This is a genomic window from Pseudacidovorax intermedius, from assembly GCF_001476815.1.
Taxonomy (GTDB): domain Bacteria; phylum Pseudomonadota; class Gammaproteobacteria; order Burkholderiales; family Burkholderiaceae_C; genus Xenophilus; species Xenophilus intermedius_A.
Map to the genome: position 1 here is coordinate 18,398 of NZ_LDSL01000104.1, position 23,718 is coordinate 42,115.

Consider the following 23,718-nt stretch of genomic DNA (forward strand, 5'->3'; position numbering starts at 1 on the left):
TGTCCACCACCGAGCCCAGCGTCAGGTTGGCGTCCAGCGACAGGCGCGCGGCGACGCCCGGGTCGCTGCCGCCCTGCACCACGATCAGGCCGGTGCCGTGGCGCTTGAGGTTCAGGCCGTCCGGCCCGATCTGCACCATCACGTCGGCGAAGGCCGTGAGGCCGGTGCTCTGCGAGAAGCGGAAATCCAGCACGCCGGTGGCCGTGACCAGGCCGAACAGGTTGAGCTCGACGCGGCCCTTGATGCGCAGCAGCTGCTCGTCGTAGTTCAGCACGATGGGGTGCGCGGCATCGCCGGTGGCGATGGCATAGCCCGGCTGCACGACGCCATTGACGTCGCGGTACGACGCCTTGCTGTAGTCGATGGCGGCGAACTGGAAGGACGCGCTCACGTCCTCGGTGAAGGACACGCCGGTGTGGATGTCGCCGCTGAGCTTGCCGATGCTGAAGGTGGCCCGCGCGCCGAGGTTGATTTCCATCGACAGCAGGTCGGCCGTCATGTCGGCACCGGTCACGCCCACCAGGTCGATGGAGTCGATGGTGGCATGGCCGGCGACGTAGGCGCCGACGCTCACCGAGGTCAGCCCGACCTCCAGCTCGCGGGAGACCACCAGGCCCAGGTTCAGGTTCTTGACCGCCAGGCCCACGGCCGAGGTGTTGGGCGAGTCCTTGGGCGTGATGCGGCCGTCGTTGTCGGAATCGCGCCAGTAGCCGCCGTAGCCTACGAAGCCGTAGGCCTGGCTGATGCCCAGGGCCAGCGAGGACACGTTGGTCTGCACGCCGTTGGTCAGCGTGACGGCCTCGGAGCCCTTCTTGGTCAGCGCCATCGACGCCGACAGCTGCAGGAAGCCGCCGATGTTGATCTCGGCATAGCCGATGGACGCCTGGATCAGCTCCTCGTTGAAGTCGATCAGGATGGTGTGGCCGCCACCGGCCTGCACCTGGAAGCCGGGCTTGGTGCCGGCCGGCGCCTTGGCGTCCACCGGGAAACTGGTCTCCCAGTTGATGGACGGCGGGCCGAGGAGCTGCAGCGCCAGGTTGATGTAGCCGCCGGTCGGGTCCTCGGGCAGCACGAAGGTGTTGATGTTGACCGACACGTCGTGCAGCTGCGCCGACAGGATCGAGTCGGGGATGCCCACCAGCTGCGCGTAGCCCACGTCCGCCTTGACGGTCAGGAAGCGCGGCGACACCTGCTCCAGCGCCGGCAGCAGGGTCATCAGCGCCGGGGTGGAGATGACCACCGCGAAGTCGACGTTGCCGATGGCGATGCCGATGGCGCCCTCGTTGGTCGGGTCGTTGTTGTCGATGCGGTCGTTGTTGTCGGTGGCCGAGTCGTAGCGGTACGGGCCGCCCACGCCGGCAAAGCCCTGCAGGTCGTGGCCGGCCAGGGTGATGGTCTCCATCTGCAGCTTGAGCGTGGAGCTGGTGCCCAGCAGGGTGCCCGCTTCGTTCATCAGCTTCTGCAGCGCGCCCAGGTTCACGTCCGCCATGAAGCGGTCGCCCTTGCGGAAGGCCAGCGAGCCCGACAGGCTGAGGAACTGCGACACCTGCAGCTCGGCATAGCCGATGTCCACGCCCAGCAGCTGGGTGCCTTCGAAGTTGAGGTAGACGCCGGTGCTCGGGCCGGTGCGCACCTTGAAGCCGTGCTGGTTGGTGACCGGATCGACGATGGAGCTGAAGTTGGCTGTGGACTTGAGCAGGCCGCCGAACAGCAGGCCGCCGTAGTTGACCTCGATGGTCACGTCCTCGGCGCGCACCTTGAGCACGTCGCCCATGCCGTAGGTGGTGGCCTTGTCGGCATGCACGTACAGCGAGAAGAAGTTCTGCGCGTTGAAGAACTGCGGCAGGTCGGCCTTGAACATGGAGAAGCCCACGTCCACGCCTTCCACGCTGAAGCCCACCAGGTCGTTCGGGTTGGTGATGCGCAGCTTGCCCGGCTGGCCGGTCACGGCCTCGTAGTGCGGGTTGCCCACGCCCACGTAGGCGTAGACGTTGCTGGCGCCGAAGCTCAGGCCCTTGAAGGTGACGCCGTCGATGGTCGAGTAGTCGCCCGAGACGCCGCCCAGCGCCTTCAGGCCGTCGATGACGGCCGCCGCGGGCGTGCCGTTCAGCAGCGACTCCACCGACGCCAGGTCCGCCGGCAGGCCGGTGTACATCTTGCCGGTGAAGGTCTCGCCGATGTTCAGCTGGAAGTCGCCGCGCAGGTGGACGAAGTCGCCCAGGTCCAGCGACAGGTTGGGCAGCTTGAGCGTGCCCATGATGGTCGGCAGCTTGCCGTCGAAGCCGATCGAGATGTCCAGGTCGCGGATGAAGGAGATCGCGCCCTTGAGGAAGTCGAAGTTCGGCGACAGCGTGGGCAACATGTCGCCCAGGCCCGACAGGCTGATCTTCGGGAACAGGTTGCCGGTGTCGGGCAGCGTGAAGTTGAAGTTGAACCCGGCATCGATCTTGATGAGATCCATGATGCCCAGGTGGGCCGTCATGCCGATGCCCAGCGTGTTGCCGCTGAAGCCCAGCACCAGCTTGTCGGTGGTGCCGATCGGCACTTCCAGGCCCTTGCCGCCGTCGATCTTCGACAGGTCGGCATAGAAGCCGGGCAGCGGGTACTGGCCGGCGAAGGCGCCGTTGAAGGCGAAGCGCAGGTCGGTGGCGTTGAGCGTGAGCCAGGGGTCGGTGCCCACCAGGCCCGCGAAGTCGGCCTTGGCGTCCAGCGCGAAGAACTTGGCGGGGCCGGCGGCCGGCATGTTGGCGCCCAGCGAGGGCGAGAGCATGGCCAGCGCGAAGTCCAGCCCGGTCACGGCCAGGCCGATGGCGCCGCTGCTGATGCTGCCGTCGGCCTGGATGTGGCCGTTGATGCCGGCGAAGGCGCTGACGTTCTTGCCCGCGACCACCAGGGCCTCGGCGGGCATGCCCAGGCCGAAGCCGGGGCCGTGGAATTCCACCTCGTCGAGCGTGCGCTTCTGGAAGGTGAAGCCGCCTTGCAGCGCCAGGATGCCGGCGATGGAGGCGGTGGCCTTGCCGACCGAGGCCTCCAGGATGGCGTTGCCATAGTCGATCACCATCGGCGCGCCGCCGGTGGCGATCTCGCGGCCCTTGCCGCCGTTGGAGAAGTCGGCGATCAGCCCGGTGCGGTTGCTGATGTTGATGCCGACGTTGACGTCCTGCAGGTCGAACTGGATGAAGTCCGAGCCGAAGCCGACGAAGCCGATCTGCTCGCCATGGGCCTTCATGCCCACGAACTTGGCGCCGGCGGCCAGGGCCGACAGCGGGTTGGACGGATCGATGGCGTTCTTCGCCGTCAGGATCGTCATGCCGAAGTCGAAGTCGCGGATCAGCAGGCCCACCGACTCGGGGTTCAGCGCGTCGGCGCTGTTGATCTTGCCGTCGCCGTTGGTGTCGCGCACGAAGGGCTTGTTGACGCCGACGAAGGCGGTGACGTTGTTGGCCCCGATCTCGATGGCATTGGCCTGCACGTTCGGGATCACCACGTTGCCGACGGTCTTGACGTCCAGGCTGGTGGCGCCGCTCATGCGGAAGGCGAAGTCGCCGGAGACGTAGACGAACTTCGACACCGTCAGCAGGACGTCGTGCACCGTCGCCTGCACGAAGGCGCCGCCGGCGTAGTCGATGGTCAGCTCGGTGGCGCCCGCGCGCACCTTGAGGGGCTGCGCGCTGTGGGCGAAGTCGATGGAGGGGCGCGAGGCCGGGTCGGTCGACCAGCCGGTGCTCCAGTTCATCTGCACGTCGATGCGGCCGCTGGACAGCTCGAAGATGTCCGCGCCGCCGGCCACGATGAACTCGTCGGCCGAGCCATCCACCGCGATGAACTTGGGCATCACCTTGGCGAGGCGGCCCGTGGGCGTGAGGATGGCGAGCGCCAGGTCGATGTTCTTGACCGCCACGCCGAACACGCCGTCCTGGTCGCGGATGGGCGTGGTCGACTGGAAGTCGGGCGTGCCGTAGCCGACGAACACGTTGGCCTGGCTGACGCCGATGGTCATCATCTGCATCTCGACGTCGTCGATGTGCGTGAAGTCCGACGACACCTTGCCGCCCGAGGCCAGCACCTGCGCCACCGAGCCGGCCGCCAGGCTGGTGAGGGTGGCGCCGGTGTCGACGCGGAAGGACTGGCGCCGGCCCATCTCGAAGCTGAAGCCGCCCTGGATGTGGACGAAGTTCTGCACCACGATGGTGGCGCGCGCCACGTCGACGCCGATGTAGCCGCTGGCGAAGGCCAGCGCGATGGGCGCGTTGCCCGTCTGCACCAGCAGGCCCGCCGCGCCGAAGGTGGACACGAAGTCCACGTAGGGGCGGATGGTGGGCGCACTGCTCCAGGCGGCGCCGGAGTTGGCGCGCACGCTGGCGCCTTCGGCCGACAGCGTGAGGAAGCTTTCGAGGCCGACGAAGGCCACGTTGTCCACCGAGGCGGACAGCGCCCACAGCGTGCCGACCTTCTTCGTCGGGTCGGTGAACATGGCCAGGGCCATGTCGAAGTTGTCGATGACGAGGCCGGTGGCGTCGCTGCTGCGGCTGTCGCTGACGCCGTCGCCGTTGGTGTCGATGAAGTACGGACCGGCGCCGACGAACATCTTCACGTTCGACAGGCCGATCGTGGTCACGTTCATCGCATAGTTGTCGATGCGCGAGCCGTCGGCGCTCACGGTGCCGCTGCCCAGGCCCAGGCTGTGGGCCTGCACGGCGCTGAGGCCGGTGACGATGTCCACGCCCACGCTGCCGCCGCGGCCCACGGAGAAGCCGCCTTCGACGTGGAAGAAGTCGCCGATGGAGATCAGCGCGTGCTGCACCTGCACGCCGAAGAAGGCGCCGTTGAAGTCGAACTTGACCGGCGTGCCGCCGGTGGCCACCTCGAAGCCGCCGGTCGAGCGGAAGCTGCTGGCGAAGTCGATGGTGGGCGCCACCTTGACGGCGGCGCTCCAGTTGGAGCCCGAGTTCAGCTGTACCTCCAGGCCCTGCACCTGCAGCTGCATGAAGCCCCAGTCGGCGTCGACCGGCTTTGCCCACGAGGCCTTCAGGCTGTACATCAGCGGCACGACGCCCTGGGTGTCCTTGAAGGCGGCGAAGGCGACGTCGATGCCCGACAGCGTGAACAGCGGGTCGCTCGTGTCGCCGACCTTGATCACCACGTTGGACGCGCCGATGGTGATGGCGTTGACGGCCAGGCCGGTGATGCGCGAGCCGTCGGTGCTCAGCATGCCGTTGGCCAGGCGGCCCAGGCCCAGCGACGCGGCCTGCAGCCGGTCCAGGCCGGTGTTCACGTCCACCAGCGTGGTGGTGCGCTCGAAGGCGAAGCCGCCCTCGATCTGGAAGAAGCCGCCGATGTTGAGCAGCGCGTGATCGATGTTGACGCCGATCATGGCGCGGCTGTAGTCGATCGCGATGGGCGCGCCCGAGGTCGGGATCGAGAAGCCGCCGTTGAAGCTGGTGGAGAAGTCGACGTACGGGTTGAGCACGCCGGTGGCCGTGGTGCCCCACTTGCCGCCCTGGTTGACGTCGATGCTCAGGCCGTCGGCCGCGAAGCGGAACACGCCGCCCAGGTCGATGTCGATGCTGTTGTTGTAGCGCACCTGCAGTGCGTACAGCTTGGGAATGACCGACAGCGGATCGGCCGCCAGGGTCGAGTCGAACATGGCCAGGCCGACGTCGATGCGGTCCAGCTTGACGCCGAAGGCATCGGGGTTGAGCTGCTCGCCCGCGTCGCGGATGCCGTTGTGGTTGGCGTCGATGAAGTACGGGCCGAGGCCGGCGAAGACCTCCAGGTTGCTGCCGCTGAGCAGCAGGGCCGAGACCTCCAGGTCCTCGATGCGCTTGTGGTCGGCCGACAGGCCCTGCACGCGCGCCAGGCCGCTCGCCAGCGAGGCCGGCAGGTTGCCCGCCGGCAGGCCGGTGGCCACGTCCACGTGGGTGGTGGCCAGCTGCTCGAAGTAGAAGCCGCCGCTGATGTAGATGTAGTCGGAGATGGCCAGGGTGGCGCGGCCGATCTGCACTGCGGTGGTGTTGCCGCGGCTGCCGTCCATGTCGAGCAGCACGCTGCGGCTGCCGCCGATGTCCACGCGCAGCGGCGAGGCCTTGAAGTCGATGACCGATTGGCCGGCGAGGCCGGCGCGGTTGATGGTCAGCGCCACGTCGGTGGCGGCGATGGTCAGGGCGTCGATGCCCAGGAAGCGGGCACCGGCCGCGCTGGCTTGCAGCGCCGTCCAGTGGCGGGTGGCGTCGGCCTGGCTGGTCATGAGCGCCAGGGCCACGTCCACGCCGTCGAGTTCCACGCCCAGCGCGTCGGACGTGCCGCCGTTGACGCCGGCGAAGGCATGCACGTTGCTGGCGCCGATGGTCAGCAGGTTGACGTTCACCCGGCTCGCATCGGCCAGCTGCACGGTGGCGGTGCTGGTCTGGATGGCGAAGTCGCCCGAGACCTGGACGAAGCCGTACAGGTCCACCACCAGCTGCGCGCTGGCCTTCATCAGGGCGCCGTCGCTGCCCCTCATGTCCAGTGCCAGCGTGCTGCTGCCGCCGGTGGCGATGGCCAGCTGCGTGGCGCCGGCGGCATAGTCCACCACCGTGTTGTTGGCCACGCTGGTCGACGAGCCGGACTTGTTGATCGCCACCGCGATGTTGGAGGCCGAAACCGTCAGGTCGCCGGCACCGACGATGGCGGCGCCGCCGGCCGTGGCCTGCAGGCTGGTCCAGCTGCGGGTGCCGCCGTGCTCGTGCATCAGCGCCAGGCCGAAGGTCACGTTGCTGAGCTTCAGGCCCATCTGGTTGGCGGTGCCGCCGTTCAGGCCGGCGAAGGCATCGACGCCCGAGGCGCCGAGCGTCAGCAGGTCGACGTTGGCCGTCGTGCTGTCGGAGAGCTTGACGGTCTGGCTGCTGGTCTGCAGCGCGAAGTCGCCTTCGACCTGGAAGAAGCCGTAGAGGTCCAGCGACAGGTGGGCGCTGGCCTGCAGCAGCTCGCCCTTGGCGCCGGCCATGTCGAGGTGGATGGGCGCGCCGCCGGTGACCACCGTCAGGTCGGTCGCGCCGCTGGCGTAGTCGACCACGGCGTCGTTGACGACGCTGGCCTGGTTGATCAGCACCTTGAGGCCGCTGGCGGACAGGTTGATGTCCCCCAGGCCCACGAAGCCGGCGCTGCCGGCGCTGGCCTGCAGCGAGGTCCAGCTGCGGCCGGTGGCCGCCTGGCCGCTGGCCGCGCGCTGCGTCATCAGGGCCAGGCCGAAGTCGACGTCGTGCAGTTGCAGGCCGGAGGCGCTGGCCGTGCCGCCGCCGACACCGGCGAAGGCCTCCAGGTCGGCACCGCCGATGGTGAGCATGTCCACGTCCACCGTGGCGGCGGGCGTGCTGCCGTGCGCGGCCAGGGTGACCTGGCGGCTGCTCTTCTGGATCGCGAGGTCGCCTTCGACGTGGAAGAAGCCGTACACGTCCACCGTGAGGTGGCCCGAGGCCTGGAGCAGCTTGCCCTTGGCGCCGTCCATGCTCAGCTGCAGCGGCGTGGTGCCGGTGCCGGTGGCCACGGCGAGTTGCGTGCCGTGGGCATAGTCGACCACCACGTTGGCGCCGGCGCCCGTCTGGCCGCTCTGGTTGACCAGCAGTTCCAGGTCGGTGGCGCGCAGCGTCACGTCGGAGATGCCGACGAAGGCCACGGAGCCGGCCTTGGCCTGCACGCTGGTCCAGTTGCGGGCGGGGGCCGTGCTGCCCGCCGCCATCTTCTCGCCCATCAGCGCCAGGCCGAACTGAACGTTGTTCAGCTGCACGCCGGTGCCGCTGGCGCCGACGAAGCCATCGATGCCGGTGCCGCCGATGGTCAGCACGTCGACGGTCGCGGTGCTGCGGTCGGACAGGGTGACGGTCTTGCTGCTGCTCTTCTCGAAGGCGAAGTCGCCACTCAGCTGGGCGAAGCCGAAGACGTCCAGCGTCAGGTGCGCCGATGCCTGCATCAGCTTGCCCTTGCTGCCGTCGAGCGACAGGTCCAGGCTGGTGCCGGTGCCCGTCGCGACGGACAGGCTGGTCTTGTTCGCGCCGGTGTATTCGACGACGGCGTCGTTGGCGGTGCCGGCCTGGTTGACCGCGATGGCGATGGCGCCGGCCGACAGCGTCAGGCCGTCGACGCCCACGATCTGGGCGCTGGTGGCGGTCGCTTGCAGGCTGGTCCAGGTGCGCGCGGGCGTAGTGGTGCCTGCGGCCATGTGCTGGCTCATCAGGGCGAGGCCGAACTGCGCGTTCGTCAGGCTCAGGCCGACGGCGTTGCTCTGGCCGCCGTTGGCGCCGATGAAGGCGTTGATGTTGGTGCCACCGATGGTCAGGACGTCGGCCGTGATCTGCTCGTGCGCGGCGTTCGCCAGCGTGACGGTCTGGTTGCTGCTCTTCTCGAAAGCGAAGTCACCGGAGAGCTGGGCGAAGCCGAACACGTCCAGCGTCAGGTGCGCCGATGCCTGCGTCAGCGCGCCCTTGCTGCCGTCCAGCGACAGGTCGATGCTGGTGCCCGTGCCGGTCGCGACGGCCAGCGTGGTCTTGTTCGCGCCGGTGTATTCGACCACCGCGTCGCTGGCGGTGCCTGCCTTGTTGACGGCAACGGCGATGCTGCCGGCCGACAGTGTCAGGCCGTCGACGCCCACGATCTGGGCGCTGGTGGCGGTCGCTTGCAGGCTGGTCCAGGTGCGCGCGGGCGTGGTGGTGCCTGCGGCCATGTGCTGGCTCATCAGCGCCAGGCCGAACTGCGCGTTCGTGAGGCTCAGGCCGACGGCGTTGCTCTGGCCGCCGTTCGCACCAATGAAGGCGTTGACGCTGGTGCCGCCAATGGTCAGGACGTCAGCGTTGACTTGCTCATGTGCGCTGTTCGCCAGCGTGATCGTCTGGTTGCTGCTCTTCTCGAAGGCGAAGCTGCCCGACAGCTGGGCGAAGCCGAAGACGTCGAGCGTCAGATTGCCCGAAGCACGCGTGAGGCTGCCCTTGCTGCCGTCCAGCGACAGGTCGAGGCTGGTGCCGGTGCCCGTCGCGACGGACAGGCTCGTCTTGTTCGCACCGGTGTACTCGACGACAGCGTCACCGGCCGTGCCGGCCTTGTTCACCGCGATGTCGATGGAACCGGCCGAGAGAGTCAGACCGTTCACACCCACGATCTGCGCGCTCGTCGCGGTCGCTTGCAAGCTCGTCCAGGTGCGCGCGGGCGTGGTGGTGCCTGCGGCCATGTGCTGGCTCAACAGCGCCAGGCCGAACTGCGCGTTCGTCAGGCTCAGGCCAACCGCGTTGCTCTGGCCGCCATTCGCGCCGATGAAGGCGTTGATGCCCGTGCCGCCAATGGTCAGCACATCGGCGGTGACCTGCTCGTGCGCAGCGTTCGCCAGCGTGACGGTCTGATTGCTGCTCTTCTCGAAAGCGAAGCTGCCGCTGAGCTGCGCGAAGCCGAACACATCCAGCGTCAGGTTGCCCGAAGCACGCGTGAGGCTGCCCTTGCTGCCGTCGAGCGACAGGTCGAGGCTGGAGCCCGTGCCCGTCGCAACGGTCAGACTGGTCTTGTTCGCGCCCGTGTATTCGACGACGGCATCCCCTGCCGTGCCCGCCTTGTTCACCGCGATGTCGATGGAACCGGCCGACAGCGTCAGCCCGTTCACGCCAACGATCTGGGCGCTGGTGGCCGTGGCTTGCAGGCTGGTCCAGGTACGCGCAGGCGTGGTGCTGCCTGCGGCCATGTGCTGGCTCATCAGGGCGAGGCCGAACTGCGCGTTCGTCAGGCTCAGGCCGACCGCGTTGCTCTGGCCGCCGTTGGCGCCGATGAAGGCATTGATGCCCGTGCCGCCGATGGTCAGCACGTCGGCCGTGACCTGCTCGTGCGCAGTGTTCGCCAGCGTGATGCTCTGATTGCTGCTCTTCTCGAACGCGAAGCTGCCGGAGAGTTGGGCGAAGCCAAAGACGTCGAGTGTCAGATTGCCCGAGGCACGCGTCAGGCTGCCCTTCGCGCCATCCAGCGACAGCGCGAGGCTCGTGCCGGTGCCCGTCGCCACGGACAAGTCGGTCTTGTTTGCACCGGTGTACTCGACCACGGCGTCGCCGGCCGTACCGGCCTTGTTCACCGCGATGTCGATGGATCCAGCCGATAGGGTCAGACCATTTACACCCACGATCTGGGCGCTGGTCGCGGTCGCTTGCAAGCTCGTCCAGGTCCGCGCGGGCGTGGTGCTGCCTGCGGCCATGTGCTGACTCATCAGCGCCAAGCCGAACTGCGCGTTCGTCAGGCTCAAGCCGACTGCGTTGCTCTGCCCGCCGTTGGCACCGATGAACGCATTGATGGCCGTGCCGCCGATGGTCAGCACGTCGGCGGTAATCTGCTCATGCGTGGCGTTCGCCAGCGTGATCGTCTGGTTGCTGCTCTTCTCGAAGGCAAAGCTGCCCGACAACTGCGCGAAGCCGAAGACGTCCAGCGTCAGATTGCCCGAAGCACGCGTAAGGCTGCCCTTCGCGCCGTCCAGCGACAGCGCGAGGCTCGTGCCCGTACCCGTCGCCACGGACAAGTCGGTCTTGTTGGCACCGGTGTACTCGACAACTGCATCGCCTACCGTGCCCGCCTTGTTCACGGCGATGTCGATGCTTCCAGCCGACAGCGTGAGGCCGTTCACGCCGACGATCTGGGCGCTGGCGGCCGTCGCCTGCAAGCTCGTCCACGTCCGCGCAGGCGTGGTAGTGCCTGCGGCCATGTGCTGGCTCATCAGGGCCAGGCCGAACTGGGCATTGGTCAGGCTCAGTCCGACCGCATTGCTCTGGCCACCATTAGCGCCGATGAAGGCGTTGATGCCCGTGCCGCCGATGGTCAAGACGTCGGCCGTAACCTGCTCGTGCGCGGCAGTCGCCAGCGTGATGGTCTGGTTGCTGCTCTTCTCGAATGCGAAGCTGCCAGTCAGTTGGGCGAAGCCGAAGACGTCCAGCGTCAGGTTGCCCGAGGCGCGCAGCAGGCTGCCCTTGCTGCCATCTAAGGAGAGGTCGATGCTGGTGCCCGTGCCGGTCGCAACGGCCAGCGTGGTCTTGTTCGTTCCGGTGTATTCGACCACCGCGTCGTTGGCGGTGCCTGCCTTGTTGACCGCGATGTCGATACTTCCAGCAGACAGCGTCAGGCCGTTCACGCCGACGATCTGCGCGCTGGTGGCCGTGGCTTGCAGGCTCGTCCAGGTACGCGCGGGCGTGGTGCTGCCTGCTGCCATGTGCTGGCTAATCAGGGCCAGGCCAAACTGCGCGTTCGTCAGGCTCAAGCCAACCGCGTTGCTCTGGCCACCATTCGCGCCGATGAAGGCATTGATGCCCGTGCCACCGATGGTCAGCACGTCGGCCGTGACCTGCTCATGCGCAGTGTTCGCCAGCGTGATGGTTTGGTTGCTGCTCTTTTCGAAGGCAAAGCTGCCCGACAACTGCGCGAAGCCAAAGACGTCGAGCGTCAGATTGCCCGAAGCGCGCGTCAGGCTGCCCTTGCTGCCGTCCAGGGAGAGGTCGATGCTGGTGCCCGTGCCGGTCGCAACAGCCAGCGTAGTCTTGTTCGTGCCGGTGTACTCGACGACGGCATCCCCTGCCGTGCCAGCCTTGTTGACCGCGATGTCGATGCTTCCAGCAGACAGCGTGAGGCCATTCACGCCGACGATCTGCGCGCTGGTGGCCGTGGCCTGCAGGCTCGTCCAGGTGCGCGCAGGCGTGGTGCTGCCTGCAGCCATGTGCTGACTCATCAGCGCCAGGCCGAACTGCGCGTTCGTCAGGCTCAGGCCGACGGCGTTGCTCTGTCCGCCGTTGGCGCCGATGAAGGCATTGATGCCCGTGCCGCCGATGGCCAGGACATCGGCCGTCAGCTGCTCGTGCGTGGCGTTGGCGAGCGTGATGGTCTGGTTGCTGCTCTTCTCGAACGCGAAGCTGCCCGAGAGCTGCGCGAAGCCAAAGACGTCGAGCGTCAGATTTCCCGAAGCGCGCGTCAGGCTGCCCTTGCTGCCGTCCAGGGAGAGGTCGATGCTGGTGCCCGTGCCGGTCGCAACCGCCAGCGTGGTCTTGTTCGCACCGGTGTACTCGACGACCGCGTCACCGGCCGTACCGGCCTTGTTGACCGCGATGTCGATGGAACCGGCCGACAGCGTCAACCCGTTCACGCCAACGATCTGCGCACTGGTCGCGGTCGCTTGCAGGCTAGTCCAGGTCCGCGCAGGCGTGGTGGTACCTGCGGCCATGTTCTGGCTCATCAGGGCCAGGCCGAACTGGGCATTCGTCAGGCTCAGGCCGACCGCATTGCTCTGTCCACCGTTGGCGCCGATGAACGCGTTGACGCCCGTGCCACCGATGGTCAGGACGTCAGCGTTGACTTGCTCACGTGCGCTGTTCGCCAGCGTTATGGTCTGGTTGCTGCTCTTCTCGAAAGCGAAGCTGCCCGACAACTGGGCGAAGCCGAACACGTCCAGCGTCAGGTTGCCCGACGCACGCAGCAGGCTGCCCTTGGCGCCATCCAGCGACAGCGTCAGGCTCAAGCCCGTGCCTGTCGCCACAGACAGGTCGGTCTTGTTCGCGCCGCTGTAGTTGACGACCGCACCGCCTGCGGTGCTGGTCTTGTTCACGGCCACATCGATGGCGCCGGCCGACAGCGTCAGCCCATCCACACCGACGATCTGGGCACTGGTCGCGGTCGCTTGCAGGCTGGTCCAAGTGCGCGCAGGCGTGCTTGAGCCTGCGGCCATGCGCTCGCCCATCAGGGCCAGGCCAAACTGGGCATTGGTCAGCTTCAGGCCGACTTCATTGCTCTGTCCACCGTTGGCGCCGATGAAGGCACTGATGCCCGTGCCGCCGATGGTCAGCACATCCACGGTCACGTTGCTGGCGTCCGACAGCGTGACGACCTTGTTCGCGCTCTTCTCGAAGGCGAAGTCGCCCGAGAGTTGCGCAAAGCCGAACACATCCAGCGTCAGGCTGCCCGACGCACGCAGCAGATTGCCCTTGGCGCCGTCCAACGACAGCGTCAGGCTCGAGCCCGTGCCTGTCCCGACGGACAGATCGGTCTTGTTCGTACCGATGTAGTTGACAACGGCACCATTGGCAGTACTCGACTTGTTCACCGCCACGTCGATGGCGCCGGCAGACAGCGTCAGCCCATCCACACCCAGGAACTGGGCGCTGGTGGCGGTCGCTTGCAAGCTCGTCCACGTGCGGGCAGGCGTGGTGGTGCCCGCAGCCAGGCGCTCGCCCATCAAGGCCAGGCCGAACTGTGCGTTGGTCAGGCTCAGACCAACCGCATTGCTCTGGCCGCCGTTGGCGCCGATGAAGGCGTTGATGCCCGTGCCACCGATGGTCAGCACGTCAACGGTGACGTTGCTGGCGTCCGACAGCGTGACGGTCTTGTTGCTGTTCTTCTCGAAGGCAAAGCTGCCCGACAGCTGGGCGAAGCCGAACACATCCAGCGTCAGGTTGCCCGAGGCACGCGTCAGGCTGCCCTTGCTGCCGTCAAGCGACAGGTCGATGCTGCTGCCCGTGCCCGTGGCGACGGACAGGTTCGTCTTGTTCGCACCGCTGTACTCGACCACTGCGTCACCCGCCGTGCCTACCTTGTTGACCGCGATGTCGATGCTTCCAGCAGACAGCGTAAGGCCATTCACACCGACGATCTGAGCGCTGGTGGCCGTGGCCTGCAGGCTCGTCCAAGTGCGCGCAGGCGTGGTGCTGCCTGCAGCCGTGTGCTGGCTAATCAGGGCCAGGCCAAACTGCGCGTTCGTCAGGCTCAAGCCGACCGCGTTGCTCTGGCCGCCATTCGCGCCGATGAAGGCGTTGATGCCCGTGCCACCAATGGTCAGCACGTCGGCCGTGACCTGCTCATGCGCGGCATTCGCCAGCGTGATGGTCTGGTTGCTGCTCTTCTCGAAGGCAAAGCTGCCCGACAGCTGCGCGAAGCCAAAGACGTCGAGCGTCAGATTGCCCGAAGCGCGCGTGAGGCTGCCCTTGCTTCCGTCTAGCGATAGGTCGAGGCTTGTGCCCGTGCCGGTCGCAACAGCCAGCGTGGTCTTGTTCGTGCCGGTGTATTCGACGACAGCATCACCGATCGTGCCCGCCTTGTTTACCGCGATGTCGATGCTTCCAGCAGACAGCGTCAGGCCATTCACGCCGACGATCTGCGCGCTGGTGGGCGTGGCTTGCAGGCTGGTCCAGGTACGCGCAGGCGTGGTGGTGCCTGCGGCCATGTGCTGGCTCATCAGGGCCAGGCCGAACTGGGCATTCGTCAGGCTCAGGCCGACCGCATTGCTCTGTCCGCCGTTAGCGCCGATGAAGGCATTGACGCCGGTGCCGCCGATGGTCAGCACGTCAGCGTTGACTTGCTCGTGCGCAGTGTTCGCCAGCGTGATCGTCTGGTTGCTGCTCTTCTCGAAGGCAAAGCTGCCAGAGATTTGAGCAAAGCCGAACACGTCCAGCGTCAGGTTGCCCGACGCGCGTAGCAGGCTGCCCTTGGTGCCGTCCAAGGAGAGATCGATGCTGGTGCCCGTGCCGGTGGCGACGGACAGGTTCGTCTTGTTCGCACCGCTGTACTCGACGACAGCGTCACCGGCCGTGCCGGCCTTGTTCACCGCGATGTCGATGGAACCGGCCGACAGCGTCAGGCCGTTCACACCGACGATCTGGGCACTGGTCGCGGTCGCTTGCAGGCTGGTCCACGTGCGCGCGGGCGTGGTGGTGCCGGCGGCCATGTGCTGGCTCATGAGCGCCAGGCCGAACTGCGCGTTCGTCAGGCTCAGGCCGACCGCATTGCTCTGTCCGCCGTTAGCGCCGATGAAGGCATTGACGCCGGTGCCGCCGATGGTCAGCACGTCAGCGTTGACTTGCTCGTGCGCAGTGTTCGCCAGCGTGATCGTCTGGCTGCTGCTCTTCTCGAAAGCAAAGCTGCCCGACAGCTGCGCAAAGCCGAAGACGTCCAGCGTCAGATTGCCCGAAGCGCGCGTCAGGCTGCCCTTGCTACCGTCAAGGGACAGGTCAATGCTGAAGCCGGTGCCCGTCGCGACGGACAGGCTCGTCTTGTTCGCACCGGTGTACTCGACCACGGCGTCGCCGACCGTGCCCGCCTTGTTCACCGCGATGTCGATGGAGCCGGCTGACAGCGTCAGGCCGTTCACGCCGACGATCTGCGCGCTGGTGGCCGTGGCTTGCAGGCTAGTCCAGGTCCGTGCAGGCGTGGTGCTGCCTGCGGCCATGTGCTGGCTCATCAAGGCCAAGCCGAACTGGGCATTGGTCAGGCTCAGGCCGACCGCATTGCTCTGTCCGCCGTTAGCGCCGATGAACGCATTGACGCCCGTACCGCCAATGGTCAGGACATCGGCCGTGACCTGCTCGTGCGCGGCGTTGGCGAGCGTGATGGTCTTGTTGCTGCTCTTCTCGAACGCGAAGTCGCCCGTCAACTGCGCGAAGCCGAAGACATCCAGCGTCAGATGGCCCGAGGCCTGCAGCAGTTCGCCCTTGCTGCCGTCGAGCGACAGATTGACGCTGCTGCCCGTGCCAGTCGCCACCGACAGCGCGGTCTTGTTGGCACCGCTGTATTCGACGACCGCGTCGTTGGCCGCCTTGGCCTGGTTGAAGGCGAGCTGCACGCTGCCGGCCGACAGCGTCAGGCCGTTGACGCCGGCAAAGTCGGCCTGCGTGGCGCTTGCCTGCAGGCTGGTCCAGGCGCGGGTGGGCGCCGGCTGGCCGGTGACGGACTTCTGGCTCATCAGGGCCAGCGCGAATTCCATGCCCGTCAGGCGCAGGCCCACGGCATTGGCCTGGCTGCCGTTGGTGCCGATGAAGGCGCTGATGCCCGTGCCGCCGATGGCCAGCAGGTCGGTGTCGACCTGCTCGTGGGCCGCGTTGGCCAGCGTCACCGTCTGGCTGCTCTTCTCGATCGCGAAGCTGCCCGACAGCTGCACGAAGCCGGACAGGTCCAGCGCCAGGTTGCCCGAGGCCTGCAGCAGGCGGCCCTTGGCGCCGTCCAGGGCCAGCGTGACGTGGGCGCCGTTGGTGCCGGTCGTCACGTCGAAGGCCGTGGTGCGGCCGTAGTCGACGACGCTGTCGCCCGCGTTGCGCGCCTGATTGACGGCCACGCGGATCTGGCCGGCGGACAGGGTCAGCCCGTCCACGCCCGTGATGGACGCACCCGCGGCCGTCGCCTGCAGGCTGGTCCAGCTGCGCGCCGGCGTGGTGCTGCCGGTGGCCATGTGCTGGCTGATGAGGGCCAGGCCGAATTCCACGCCGGTGAGTTGCAGGCCCATGGCGTTGGCGCGGCCGTGGCCGACGCCGGCGAAGGCGTCCAGGCCGGTGCCGCCGATGGCGAGCACCTCGGCGCCCAGCACCTGCTCGCCGCTGGCCAGGGTGACGTCGCGGCGGCTCCTCTCGATGGCCAGCTGGCCGTCGACGGCAAAGAAACCGGCCACGTCCAGGCTGAGGTGGCCGCTGGCTTCCAGCAGTTCGCCGCGCGACGCCGCCATGTTCAGGGCGACCGACGTGCTGCTGCTCGTGGCCACCGAGAAGGCGTGCGCGCCGCTGAAGTCCAGCACCTGGTCGTTCGCACGGCTGGCCTGGTTGATGGCGATGCTGAGGCCGGAGACCTGCATCGTCAGGTCGGCCAGGCCCACCACGCTGGCGCTGCCCGCGGTGGCGACCAGCGTGGTCCAGTGGCGCGAGGCATCGGCCTGCGAGGTGGCCAGCGCCAGACCGAAGTCCACGCCCGTGAGCGCCAGGCCGGCCTTGGCGGCGCTGCCGCCGTTCACGCCGACGAAGGCATTGGCGCCATGCGCGCCCAGCGTGAGCAGGTCAACGGCCAGGCTGCTGCCGTCGGCCAGCGTGAGCGTCTCGACACTCTTGTTGAGCGCGAAGCCGCCCGAGACCTGGAAGAAGCCGTAGACGTCGATGTCCAGGTCGCCCTGCACCTGCAGCAGCTGGCCCTTGGCACCGGCCATGTTCAGCGTCATGACCGTGCCGGTGCCGGTGGGCACCGCCACGCCCTGCGCGGCGTAGTCGATCACCAGCGCATGGGCCGGCACGCCAGGGGTGCTGTGCGTGTAGCCGTCATGCACCTGCGACAGGCCGGGCGTCGCCACCTGGGCCGAGGCCGTGACGGCCAGCGCGGCGACGTCCACGCCCGCCAGGCTGCCGCCGAAGCGCACCACCAGTTCCTTGCCGTTCCAGAAGGTCGCTTCGACCTGGGCGCCGGCGAGGGACTGGTTGATGGCGGCGTCCAGCGCCGCGTTGATCTCGGCGCGGCCCGCGTCCAGGGCGATGCTGCCCGTGGTGTAGGTCTGGCCGCCGTGCGTGAAGCCCAGCGTGAAGCCACCGGCCAGCGCCTGCATGTCGAAGACCACGCGCTGCGCTTCGGCCACCGCCGCCTGGCCCTGGGCCAGGTTGTAGGGCTTGGCCGTGGCATTCACCAGGCTGCCGAAATGCGTGGTGAAGTCGGCGATGTCGGTGTTCGCCTTGGCACCGGCGAACTGGACGTCGTAGCTGCTGAAGCGGCCGCCGGAGGCGCCGGCGTTGTAGCTCACGCTCAGCTCGCCGGCCTGGAAGCCGCCCATGGCGAGCAGGGCCGCCTGGATGTTGGCGGCCTGGGTCGCGGGATCGCTGCTGTAGGCGATGGCGGCCGTCGTGCGGCCCGCATATTCGATGGTGAACGAGCCGCTGGGCGCCGTCTCGGCCACGGTCACCGTGCTGCGCAGCGCGTTCAGGGATTGGCCGGCCAGGCTGCCGCCGAAGCCCACCAGGAAGGCGCCATTCGCGTCGGTGGACACGGTCACGCTGCCGCCGATGCCCGCGAGTGCGGCATTCAGGGCCGACTGCACCGCCGAGGCGCCGGCGCCGAGCGCGATGGCGCCGGTGGTGTAGGCCGAGCCGTTGTAGGTCAGCGAGAGCGTGTAGCTGCCCGCGGCCGCGGTGTCGATGGCCACGCGCTGCACTTCGCCCAGCGCCGCACCGGCCGCGCTGACGTTGGAGGCGCTGACGTGGCCGAACACGGTGCGGGTGCCCACCACGCTGATGTCGCCCACGTCCGTGCCCGCCAGGGCGCCGCTGAAGCTGATCAGGTAGCGATGGCTGCCCGTCGTCTTCTGGTCGAAGGTGACGCGGATGTCGTTGGCGTTCGCGTTCAGCAGCTGGACCAGCGCGGCCTTGATGTTGGCGGCGTTGAAGCTGACGCTGTTCTGTGCGAAGAATTCGGTCACCGAGCCGGCGACGCCAGCCACCGACAGGATGTAGCTGCCCACCGAGGTGTAGGGCGTGTCGAAGACGATCTGCTGCACTTCGCCCGTGGCGGTGCGGGCGGCCGAGACTTCGCCGATGGCGATGGACACCGGCGCCGGCACCACGCGCTCGGCCTCGATGACGATCTGCTTGACCTCGCTGGTGCCTGCCGCGGCCTGCGCGTCGGTGCTCACGGTGGCGGTGATGCCGGCGGCCGTCAGGTGGACGCCCAGCGTGCCCGCGGCCTGGCCGGCCAGGCTGCCGATCAGCTCGATGGCGAAGCCCTGCTCGCGCGAGCCGGTCACGTGCACGTTGCCGGCGCCGACCAGCGTCTCCAGCGTGCGCGTCAGGCTGGCGATCAGCTCGGCCGTGCTCTCGCGGCCGGTCAGCGTGGCCGTGGCATCGGCGCCGCCGTAGCTCAACTTGAGGCTGCCGACGGCGGTGGCGGGCAGCTGCAGCGTCCACAGCGCGTTCTGCTGGTCCGAGGTGGCCGCCGTGGCCGGCACCTGCACGCCGCGGTTGATGTTGACGACGAGGTTGGAGGCGGCGACGTGCACGTCGTCCAGCCCCACGAAGGTGGCCAGCTGGGCCGAGGCCTGCAGGCTGGTGAACTTGTGCGCCGCATTGGCGCGGTCGACGGCGAAGAGCAGGCCGAAGTCGGCATTGCCCAGGCGCAGGCCCAGCGCATCGCTGCTGCTGCGGCCGTTGACGCCGGCGAAGGCCGTGATGCCGGCGCCGCCCAGGCTCAGCGTCTGGGCCTGGATCTGGCTGCCGTCGGACAGTGTGAGCGGCTGGGTCTTGCTTTCCAGCGCGAAGCTGCCGGAGACATTGAAGAAGCCGAAGACGTCCAGGTCCAGATGGGCCGTGGCGAGCAGCTGCGCGCCGGCGCTGCCGGCCATGGCCAGCGTGACGTGGCTGCCGGGCCCGGTCGCCACGTTCAGCGGCGCGGCCTGCCAGTCGATGACGTTGCCGGCCGGCGCGCTGGCCCGGTTGACGGCCACGTGCACGTTGGAGACCACCGCCGTCAGGTCGCTGACGCCGACGAAGGAAGCGGTGCCCGGCGTGCTCGCGTTGCTGGCGATGTCCAGCGCGGTCCACTGGCGTGCGGTGCCGGTGGCGCCCGCGGCCAGTTGCTCGCTGGCCAGCGCCAGGCCGAAGTCGAAGCCGTTCAGCGACAGGCCGATGGGGCTGCTGCCGGTGATGCCGGCGAAGGCCTGCACCTGGCTGGCGCCGACCGTCAGCAGGTCGACGTCGACCTGGCTGCCGCCCTGCAGCGTCACGCGGGCGCTGCTCTTGTCGAAGGCGAAGTTGCCGCTGACCTGCACGAAGCCGAACAGGTCCAGGTCCAGCTGGCCGGCGGCGCGGACGGTGGCGCCCAGGGCGCCGTCCAGGTTCAGCGTCGCGCTGCTGGCGGCGCCGGTGGCCACCGTCAGCTGGTGGCTGCCGCTGAAGTCCAGCACCACGCCATCGGCCGCGGCGCGGTTGATGGCCACGGACAGCTGCGTGCCCGAGGCCTTGAAGCCATCGAGGCCCACGAAGGAAGCAGCGCCGGCGCTGGCCTGCAGCGTGCTCCACTGGCGCGGCGTGCCCTGGCCGGCGGCCAGGGTCTCGGTGGCCAGCGCGAGGGCCACGTCCACGTTCGACAGCGCGAAGCCCATGGCGCCATCGGTGCCGCCGCGCACGCCGGCAAAGGCGGACACGCCGTGCATGCCCACCGTCAGCAGGCGCACGGCCACGGCGCCGGATTCGTCCACGTTGGCGGTGGCGGCCCGGTCGGCCTTCTGCAGCGTGGCGTCGGACTGGCTCAGCGCGAAGCTGCCCGAGGCCTGCAGGAAGCCGAAGGCATCCAGCCGCAGCGTGCCGGCGGCGCGGGTCACGGCGCCGTCCTGGCCCTTCATGTCGAAGGCGATGGTGTGGCCGTTGCCGGTGTCGATCGCCAGCTGGGTCTTGCCGGCGCCGAAGTCGATCACCGACGCGCCGGCGGAGGCGCGGTTGATGTCCAGCCGCAGCGCCTCGGCGGCGAGTTCCAGGCCGGCCACGCCGGTGAAGGACGCCGAGCCGGCGGTCGCCTGCAGGGCCGTCCAGGTGCGGGCCGTCTGGCCGGCTGCCACCTTGTCGCTGGCCACGGCCAGCGCGAAATCCATGCCGGCCAGCTGCAGGCCGGCGGCCTGGGCCGTGCCGCCCGCCATGCCGGCGAAGGCGCGCACGTCGTGGCCGCCCAGGGTCAGCAGGTTCACGTCCACCGGACTGCCGCCGCTGGCGAGCACCACGGACGAGGTGGACTTGGAGAAAGCGAAATCGCCTTCGAGCTGCAGGAAGCCGAAGGCGTCGATGCTGAGGTGCCCCGAGGCGCGCAGCAGCGCCCCGTCGGCGCCGTGCATGCCGAAGGCGACGCTGCTGGCCGGCCCCGTGGGCACGCTGAGCGTGGTGCGCGCATAGTCGACCACGCTGGTGTCGCCCGCGGCGCGGTTGACCTGCACCGACAGCTTGCCGGCGCCCAGCACCAGGCCGTCGATGCCCACGAAGGAGGCGCTGTCGGCCGTGGCCTGCAGGCTGGTCCACTGGCGGGCGGTGGCGGTGCTGCCCTGGGGCAGCACTTCGCTGATGAGGGCCAGGCCCAGGTCCACGCCCGTCAGGCGCAGGCCCACCGGGTTGGCGCCCTGCCCGTTCACGCCCACGAAGGCCGAGATGCCGCGGCCGGCCAGGCTCAGCACGTCGACGTTGACGGCCGAGGCGGATTCGTCCGCCGGTGTGGCGGCCACGTCGGCCAGCAGCACCGTCTGGCTGCTCTTCTTGAGCGCGAAGTCGCCCTCGGCGCCGAAGAAGCCGAAGGCGTCCAGGTTCAGGTGGCCGGCCACCTGCAGCAGGGCGCCCTGGCGGCCGTCCATGTCGAGCGCGACGGCATCGGTGCCCAGGCCCAGGCGCAGGCCCTGCACCGCGTAGTCGACCACCGCATCGCCGGCGCGGCCGGCCTGGTTGACCGCCACGATCATGTCGCGGCCGGCCAGCGCCAGGCCGTCGATGCCGTGCAGGCTGGCGCCGGCCACGCGGGCCTGCACGCTGGTCCAGGTGCGCGTGGCGTCGTTGCGGTCGGCCAGCAGGGCGATACCCAGGTCCGCGCCCGACAGCGTCAGGCCGACCTCGTTGGCCTGGCCCTTGTTCACGCCGACGAAGGCGTTGGTGTTGGCCAGGCTCAGGTCCACCAGGCTGGCATCGACGGTGCTGCCGTCGGCCAGCACCACCGCGGCATTGCGCTTGTCGATGTTGACCTGGCCTTCGGCCCGCACGAAGCCGAAGAGGTTGAGCGCCAGGTTGCCATTGGCGCGCGTCTGCGCGCCCAGGCTGCCGTCCAGGTCCAGCGACACCGTGCCGCTGCCGGTGGCCACGCTGATGGCGTTGGCGCCGGCCAGGTTGGCCACCGCATCGCCCGCCTTGCCGGCGCGGTTGATGGTCACGCCCAGCTGGGTGCCGCTCACGCTGAGCCCGTTGCCCGCGCTGACCGACACGCTCGCGGCCGTGGCCTTGGCGGCCGTCCAGGTGCGGGTGGCGTCGCTGCGGTCGCTCATCAGCGCCAGCGCGAACTGCACGCCGGCCAGGTCCAGGTCCAGCGCGCTGCCGAGCAGGCCGGCCGAGGCGCTCACGTTGCTGGCGCCCACCGTGAGCATGTCCACGGCGATGGGGCTGCCACCGCTGGCCAGCTGCACGCTGCCCACGCTGCGGTGCAGCGCGAAGTCGCCGCTGGCGCGGAAGAAGCCGTCGATGTCCAGCAGGCCGCCGCGCACCGCGACTTCCTGCACGCCGGCCACCAGGCCGGCGCCGTAGGCATAGCTGGCGCTGCCCACCGTCACCGTCTGCGCGGCGAAGTCGCTGCCGGTGCTGTTCCAGCGCACGGCGGCGCTGGTGCCGCCCAGGGTGGCGGCGTCGCCCAGCGTGGCCTGCACGCTGCCCGAGGCCTCCAGCACGGTGCCGGACTGGCCCGCGGTCGTGACCACGCGCAGCGCCACCGACGCATCGCTCACGCCCACCTTGAAGCCGCCCGCCGCCAGCGACACCGACGCATGGCTGGCGATGACCTGCATCGCGCCGGTGGCCGTGTCCTTGCCGAAGGAGAAGTCGCCGCTGAGCACGAAGGCGCCCACCGTGGCGCTCAGGCCCTGGATGTCCACCACCGGCGTGCTGCCGGCGGCCATGCTGCCGAAGGTGTAGCTGAAGCCGCGGAAGTCCAGCTTGACGCCCGTGAGGTCGCCCGCCTGCTGGTTGAAGTGCAGCGTGGCCGAAGCCGCCGAGGCGTTGGCGAAGTCCCCGCCGTTGACGTAGGCGCCGCCCGAGGCCTCCAGCGCGATCTTGCCGCTCGTGTCCACCGACAGGGCGAAGGCCCCATGGTCGATGCCCACCGACATGCCGCCACCGGCCATGCGCGCCGACACGTCGTGGCCCGCCGCCACGAACTGGTTGCCCGCCATCGCAAAGCCGAAGTCGCCCGAGACGGTGATGTCGTTGAACACCGTCAGCGTGCCCTGGTGCGCCGACAGCGTGACCCGCGTGACGTCCGTGGCCGGCGCGTCCAGCGTGAACGTGGGCGCATTGCTCGCACCGCCGAAGCTCAGAGGATGGGCGCTCAGGTCCGGGCTGCTGGCGCTCGCGCCCGGGCCCACGCCCACCGCGAAGTCCAGCGTCAGCTGGTTGGCCGTCAGCGACAGCCCGCTCGTGCCCTGCAGCGTCAGGCCCGTCACCGTGCCCTCGCCCAGCACCCAGCCCGAGTCGGCCCGGCTCGCATCGGCGATGTAGGCGATGCCGATGTCCGCATCCGAGAACGCGATGCCCGGCCTGGCCGCGTCCAGCGAGCCCAGCACGCCGCTGCCGTCGTGCAGGCCCAGCAGCAGGATGTCGTGCGCGCGCCCTGCCCCGTCGCCCAGGTCGGCGTCGGCCATGTAGCCCAGACTGAAGTTGCCCGACAGGTGCAGCCCCTGGCCCAGGTCCAGCGCCGTGGCGCCGAAGTTCAGCGGGCCGCTGGACTGGAAGTAGCCGGCGTTGATCAGCTGGCCCACGCCGTCCTTGATGGTGCCCGTGAGGCCAGTGGGCGTGGCGCTGTCGATGGCACCGATCAGCAGCCCCGCGGTGGCGTTGAGCTTGTGGGCCGTGAGCACCACCGCGCCAGCGGTGTTGGTGTCGCCCGTCTGTTTGATCTCGAAGTAGTAGGTGTCGCTGCCGGCGGACTGCACGAAGCCCTGGCTGCTCGAGAAGTGGCCCGAGACGCTGCCATAGGTCATGAAGGTGAACTGCTGGCCGTCGGTGGGCTTGAAGCCGTCGATCAGGCTCAGGGCCAGCTTGCCGTCCAGGGTGGCGTTGCCCGAGACGTTGATCTGGTCGTAGTGGCCGGCGCCGGTGCCGGCGCTGCTGCCGCCCAGCTCGATCTGCAGCGTGCCGCCGGCGCTCTGGGTATAGCTGCTGACGTTGTCCACGCCCGGCGAATGGCCGGGGCTGACCACGCCGGTGTTGAGCACCGCCA

1 protein-coding gene (running past one end of the window) is annotated in these 23,718 nt (G+C 68.9%); it reads right to left on the reverse strand.

Translation table 11 applies throughout. The features are described from left to right. On the reverse strand, positions 1–23,718 hold part of the coding region annotated (locus tag NS331_RS26760) for a hypothetical protein (protein WP_058643002.1) (this coding region is incomplete at both ends). The annotated region extends 18,397 nt beyond the left edge of the window; 23,718 of 42,115 annotated nt are visible.